General features: G+C 54.8%; 7 protein-coding genes. All 7 read right to left on the bottom strand.

Features of this window, described 5'->3' with window-relative positions:
* Positions 1–191, bottom strand: a 191-nt coding sequence (locus tag HY768_11795) for an ISNCY family transposase (protein MBI4727875.1), incomplete at its 3' end; no start/stop codon positions are given.
* A 236-nt stretch (positions 192–427) separates the two neighbouring features.
* Positions 428–1219, bottom strand: a complete 792-nt coding sequence (locus tag HY768_11800; GenBank protein ID MBI4727876.1) for a phosphate ABC transporter substrate-binding protein — start codon at positions 1217–1219, stop codon at positions 428–430.
* A gap of 126 nt (positions 1220–1345) precedes the next feature.
* The gene (locus HY768_11805; GenBank protein ID MBI4727877.1) at positions 1346–2113 is read right to left on the bottom strand and encodes a phosphate ABC transporter ATP-binding protein; all 768 of its coding nucleotides are present in this window, start codon (positions 2111–2113) and stop codon (positions 1346–1348) included.
* Position 2114: 1 nt separating this feature from the next.
* Positions 2115–3047 (bottom strand): phosphate ABC transporter permease PstA, encoded by a 933-nt coding sequence (gene pstA / locus HY768_11810; protein MBI4727878.1) that lies wholly within the window; start codon positions 3045–3047, stop codon positions 2115–2117.
* Positions 3031–3468: an arsenate reductase ArsC gene (locus HY768_11815; protein MBI4727879.1), complete on the bottom strand. Its 438-nt coding sequence runs from the start codon at positions 3466–3468 to the stop codon at positions 3031–3033. The genes pstA and HY768_11815 overlap by 17 nt, the downstream gene beginning before the upstream one ends.
* Before the next feature lie 37 nt (positions 3469–3505).
* Positions 3506–4432 carry a phosphate ABC transporter permease subunit PstC gene (pstC, locus tag HY768_11820; protein ID MBI4727880.1) on the bottom strand — a complete coding sequence of 309 codons (927 nt, stop codon included), beginning with the start codon at positions 4430–4432 and terminating at the stop codon, positions 3506–3508.
* A gap of 87 nt (positions 4433–4519) precedes the next feature.
* Positions 4520–5347 carry a phosphate ABC transporter substrate-binding protein gene (locus HY768_11825; protein ID MBI4727881.1) on the bottom strand — a complete coding sequence of 276 codons (828 nt, stop codon included), beginning with the start codon at positions 5345–5347 and terminating at the stop codon, positions 4520–4522.
* Positions 5348–5632 lie beyond the last annotated feature (285 nt).

Raw genomic sequence — 5632 nt, forward strand, 5'->3', positions numbered from 1 at the left:
TATCCAAGCTGATAGCGGTGTTTGAGATACATCATCCGAAGATATGTTTCTATCGGCGTGCTGTTCCGCCCGGTGTTCAGTTTCTTAAATGTCCGGTGTTTCCTGAAATACGGCAACAGAAAACGATCGTCGTCCAAGAACTGATCGACGATTTTTAATTCCTGGCTGAGAGCCAGTATTTCCGCGGGCATCAGCGTTTCCCACACTTCGCGTTGTTGTTGGCTTCGTAATCGCAGCATTTTTTCCCTCCCTTATTGGACATAATTATACCACTTTCGCACCGCCAATGGAAGAAAAAATCTTGATTTTACTGCATTTGGATTGCTAGTTTTTCAGGGAGAATTAATACTTACCCACCCAAAACAATTCCTTTTGTATCGATAAATCTGCGAAAATCTGGGAAATCTGCGAATGGAAAAGAACTGAGTTACTTGGCCGGGATCAGGCCGTTCTGCTGGATGGTCTGCTGACCCTCGGGAGAAATTATGTAGTTGATGAAACTTTTAACCTCGCCCTCGGGCAGCCCCTTGGTCAAAAGAAATATGGGGCGCACCAGCATGTATTTCTGGGCCATGATGCATTCGGTGGTGCATTGCTGGCCGTCTATCTGCACCGCTTTGATTTTGTCATTTAAAAGCCCGTGGGAGAGATATCCTATTGCGCCGGCATCGTTGGCCACGGTTTCCCGGATAGTGCCGTTGGAATCCTGGATCAGGGCGTTCCCGGTCAGGTCTATTCCGGTGACTATCTGTTCAAAGGAAGTCCTGGTGCCGGAGCCGGCCTCGCGCGAAACCACGGTAATGGCCTTGTCGGTTCCGCCCGCTTCCTTCCAGTTCTTTATCTTTCCGTTGAAGATGTCCCGGACCTGTTTGGTGGTCAGGTTATTCACTTTGTTGGCCGGGTTGACCACCACCGCAATGCCGTCCCGGGCTACTATGGTCGCACTCAGGTCCTTGGCCTCCGGAGGCAGCTTGACTAGGTCGGCCATGCCGATCTGAGCCGCTCCGGACAAAGCCGATTGTATCCCCACCGCCGAGCCGCCGCCCTGGACCGTTATGTTGACATCGGCATGCCCGGTCATGTATTGCTCGGCCAGCTTTTCGGCGAAAGGCTGGAAGGCGGTGGAGCCGGCCAGGGTGATGCTTTGTCTGTTCTTGCCGCAGCCGGCTGTAAAAACAAATGCTGCCGAAAGCAGCATATATAATGCTTTCTTTTCCATGTGGTTCCTGACTCCTTTTTATGTTTTATAATTGTTAACAATATATAAAACACATTTGAACCACAGGTTAATTCATTGTTAAATCCGTGTTAAATCACTGTCACTTAAAAAATGTTTGGTCTTATTTCATCCGAACCTACCGGTGATGTATTCCTCGGTGGTCTTGTTTTGGGGGTTGGTAAAGATGGTCGCCGTGTCTCCGTACTCTATAAGTTTGCCCAGCATTAAGAATGCCGTCTGGTCCGAGACCCGGGCCGCCTGTTGCATGTTGTGGGTTACGATGACGATGGTGTATTTTTCCTTTAGTTTGAAGATCAGTTCCTCGATCTTGGCGGTAGCTATGGGATCCAGGGCCGAGGCCGGCTCGTCCATCAGGATAACTTCCGGCTCCACCGCCAAGGCCCTGGCGATGCAGACCCTCTGCTGCTGTCCGCCTGAAAGCTCCATGGCCGAGCACTGCAGCCGGTCCTTGACCTCGTCCCAGATGGCGGCCTCCTTTAACGAGCGCTCCACCACTTCCTCCAGCCTGCCCTTGGAAAAGCTATTCTCCCCCATCCGCAGCCCAAAAGCCACGTTTTCGTAGATGGACTTGGGAAAGGGGTTGGGCCGCTGGAAGACTATCCCCACCTTGCGCCGCAGCTCCACCACGTCTATGTTCCGGTCGTAAATGTCCTCCCCGTCCAGCATTATCGCTCCCTCCACCACTACCCCGTCGATCAGCTCATTCATCCGGTTTATGGAGCGCAGCAGGGTTGACTTTCCGCAGCCCGAAGGCCCTATGATGGCGGTCACCATTTTTTCGGGGATGTCCATGGAAATGTCCTCCAGGGCCTTGGTGCGGTGGTAGTAAAGGCTGAAATCCTTTATCTCCAAACGGTTGTTTCCGGTCTCCATATTATCTTCCCTTTCTAAGCTGGCTTCTGGTGCGGGACCTGATGATGATGGCGATGATGTTGAGCGAAATAGTCAATGCCAGTAAGACCAGGGTGGCGCCCATGGCTATGGGTACGGTGGCGTCTATGTCCGGAGACTGGGTGGTCATCACGAAGATGTGATAGCCCAGGGTCATGAATTGATCGGTGGGCAGCTTGGGCAGGTAGGGCAGGTAATAGGCCGCCCCGGTGAACATGATGGGCGCCACCTCCCCGGCCCCCCGGCTGACCACCAGCACCACACCGGTCAGTATGCCGGGGATGGCCTGGGGAAGCACAATATGTTGGATGGCCTGCCATTTGGTGGCCCCCAGGGCCAGAGCCCCGGCCCGCTCTTCCTGCGGTATGGCCCTTAAGGCCTCCTCGGTGGCCACGATGATGATCGGAAGGTTCATCAGGGCCAGGGTCAGCGAGGCCCACAGGATGCAGGGCTGGCCGAACAATCCGCTCTGGCCCAGCGACCGGTCGATCCCGTTGCCGATGAACTGGATGAAAAAACCCAGCCCGAACAGGCCGAAAACTATGGACGGCACTCCGGCCAGGTTGTTGACCGCGCCCCGGATCATTTTGGTTATAAAGAAACCGGGCCTGGCGTATTCATGCAGGTAAACGGCCGTGGCCACTCCCACCGGCACCACCGCGATCAGCATCATGATCAGTGAAAACACCATCCCGAAAATGGCCGGGAAAATGCCCCCCTTGGTCATGCCTTCCGTCGGGGGCTGGGTCAGAAACTCCCAGCTCAGGCTTTTATACCCGCCGGCTATAACAGTGCCCAGTATCACTGCCAATATGGCCAGGATCAGCAGGACCGCCGAACTGGTGAGGCCTACCTTAAGTTTTTCCGCCGTCTTCCGGCAAGCGGATAATTTTGCGGGGTTATTGACCAAGCTCATTTATCAAACCGGATATCAGCTGTTTCAAACGGTCCCGCACCAGCCGGAACCTGGAGATCTGTTCCTCTTCGGTTCCCGGCTGGGCCGGGCCGGGCAAATCCCAGTGAAGGCGCACCGAGATGTCCGGAAAAGAGGTGGGGCACATTCCCTCGCTCTGGCCGCACAGGCTTATTATGCATCCGAAATGCCCGGTTCCTAGGTATTGCGATACTGATTTCGACTGTTGCCGGGAGATATCGATGCCGATTTCGGACATGACCCTGATTGCCAAAGGATGCACCGCCGCAGGCCTGGTGCCGGCGCTGTAGGCCTCGAAACGTCCTTCTCTCAAGTGGCGTAGAAGGCCTTCCGCCATCTGGCTCCGGGCCGAATTGGCCACGCACAGGAAGAGAACTTTGACCGGTTTCCTGTATCCGCTCATTATGCCTCCCAGTATGGTTTAGTTACATGCTTGGTTTTCATTTCCCTTTTCCGTACATCCTAGCCATCAATCCCTGGAACAGCGACCAGGATATCAGATTGATAATGAAGGTTGCCAGGAACAGCACGAGCCCGATGAAGAATAGGGCGTGGTAGTGGCCGCTGCCGAACACCACCTCGCCCAATTCGGCGGCAATGGTGGCGGTCATGGTGCGGGTGGATTCCAGCGGGTTGAAGGAGAACAGCGGGGCGTTGCCGGCGGCCATCAGCACCACCATGGTCTCACCCACCGCCCGGCCCATGCCGAACAGCGCCGCCGCCGAAACCCCGGGCAGCGCCGCCGGCAGCACCACTTTGACCGCGGTCTGCCAGGGGGTGGCGCCCAGACCCAGGGCCGCCTCCCGGAACGATCTGGGCACGGCATTGATGGCGTCCTCGGCCAGCGAATAGATGGCCGGAATCACGGCAAATCCCAGGGCGATGCCGGCGTTGATGGCGTTAAGGCGGTAGGTCCAGCCGAAGATGTTTTTTAAGAAAGAGGCCATTATTATCAGGGCAAAAAAGCCCAGCACCACCGAGGGAATGCCGGCCAGCAGTTCCACCACCGGTTTGATGAACTCCTTGAGCCGACGCCCGGCGAACTCCGAGCTGTAAAGGGCCGCTCCGATGGCCGCCGGAACAGCGAAAACCAGGGCGATCAGGGTCACTTTTAAACTGCCCAGGATTATCGGCCACAGCGAGAACCGGGGCTTATCCGACACCGGCTGCCATTCGATCCCATTGAAGAATTTACCGAAGGTTATCTCTTGCATCACTTCCCGGCTGAAGAATATCGGCAGCGACTCCCGCAGGATGAACAGGAATATCAGAAACACCGCGATTATGGCCAGGGTGGCGGTGACCTTGATGTTGACCTCTATCAGCGATTCCCCGAGGTAGCGGAACCTTTTTTTCTGGAGGCTCATAATAGTTTCCTTATAACAACAGCTAAATCCAGAGGGCCAGGTTATCACCAAAACCCTCTGGATCAGGCATTCATGGCGTTGACCGGCTTACTTTATCGTGAAATACCCGACTTTCTTGACGATCTCCTGGCCCTCGGGGGAGAGCACCCAGTCCACGAGTTTCTTGATCTCGCCACTGGGTTTTCCCCGCAGGTACCAATACAAGTTGCGGGCCAGCGGATACTGTCCGCTCTTGACGGTTTCGGTGGTGGGCTTAAAGCTGCCCTTGGCTGTCTTGATGGCTAATTCCTTGACGCCCTTGGCATAGGCGGCTCCTCCGTATCCTATCCCGTACACATCCTTGGACACCGCATTTACCACCGCCGCTGTGCCTGGAAGGGACTGCATGCTGGAGGTATAGTCGGCGTTCTTCATGGCCGCTTCCCGGAAGAATACGTAGGTGCCCGAGCTGTTCTCGCGGCCGTAGACGATGATCTTGGCGTCCGGCCCGCCCAGCTGCGACCAGTTGGTGGTGTTGCCGGTGTAGATGTCTTTGATCTGGTTTATGGTCAGTTCCGTGATGGGATTCTTCTCGTTAAGGTACAAGGTCACGCCGTCCTTGGCCACCGGGATCTCATAACCCAGGCTGAAATAACGGTCGCGCAGTTTCTGTTTTTCCGAATCCTTCATGCTGCGGGAGGCCTGGCAGACGTCGGTGGAGCCGTTGATCAGGGCCGCGATGCCCACTCCGGAACCGCCTCCGGTCACCTGGATCACCGCTCCCGGGTTCTTCTGCATGTAGATCTCGGCCCATCTCTGCCCTAAAAGCAGCAGGGTGTCGGACCCCTTTAGAGTTATGCCCCTCCCGGCCAGGGACAACCCGGCCATGATTGCCACCAGTGCCAAGGCTGCGGTTATGATGATTTTTTTGGTCATTTTAATCTCCTTAAATTTTTATTCTTAGAATTTGATCGGCTTTGTTGCGTGGATAAGGGGTAATTTGGTATAATCTGGCTATGATTAACGAACTGAAAGGGGCCAGAAGGTGAAAACATCACGTAACAACCCGAAAAGAACTTCTCATAAAACCAAGAAAAAGGCCCGGTATAAAATAAAAAACTGGCCGGCCTATAATGAAGCGTTAAAACAACGGGGTAGTATGACTGTTTGGATCAGTGATGATATAGTTTCCGGTTGGTATTATCGCGGCCCGCAGCGGCA

The sequence above is a fragment of the candidate division TA06 bacterium genome (assembly GCA_016208585.1).
GTDB lineage: Bacteria > Edwardsbacteria > AC1 > AC1 > EtOH8 > UBA5202.

Coding starts and splice junctions, on each gene's coding strand:
- HY768_11815 (MBI4727879.1), bottom strand. CDS start 3,468: ATGAGCGGATACAGGAAACCGGTCAAAGTTCTCTTCCTGTGCGTGGCC.
- pstA (MBI4727878.1), bottom strand. CDS start 3,047: ATGAGCTTGGTCAATAACCCCGCAAAATTATCCGCTTGCCGGAAGACG.
- HY768_11825 (MBI4727881.1), bottom strand. CDS start 5,347: ATGACCAAAAAAATCATCATAACCGCAGCCTTGGCACTGGTGGCAATC.
- pstC (MBI4727880.1), bottom strand. CDS start 4,432: ATGAGCCTCCAGAAAAAAAGGTTCCGCTACCTCGGGGAATCGCTGATA.
- HY768_11805 (MBI4727877.1), bottom strand. CDS start 2,113: ATGGAGACCGGAAACAACCGTTTGGAGATAAAGGATTTCAGCCTTTAC.
- HY768_11800 (MBI4727876.1), bottom strand. CDS start 1,219: ATGGAAAAGAAAGCATTATATATGCTGCTTTCGGCAGCATTTGTTTTT.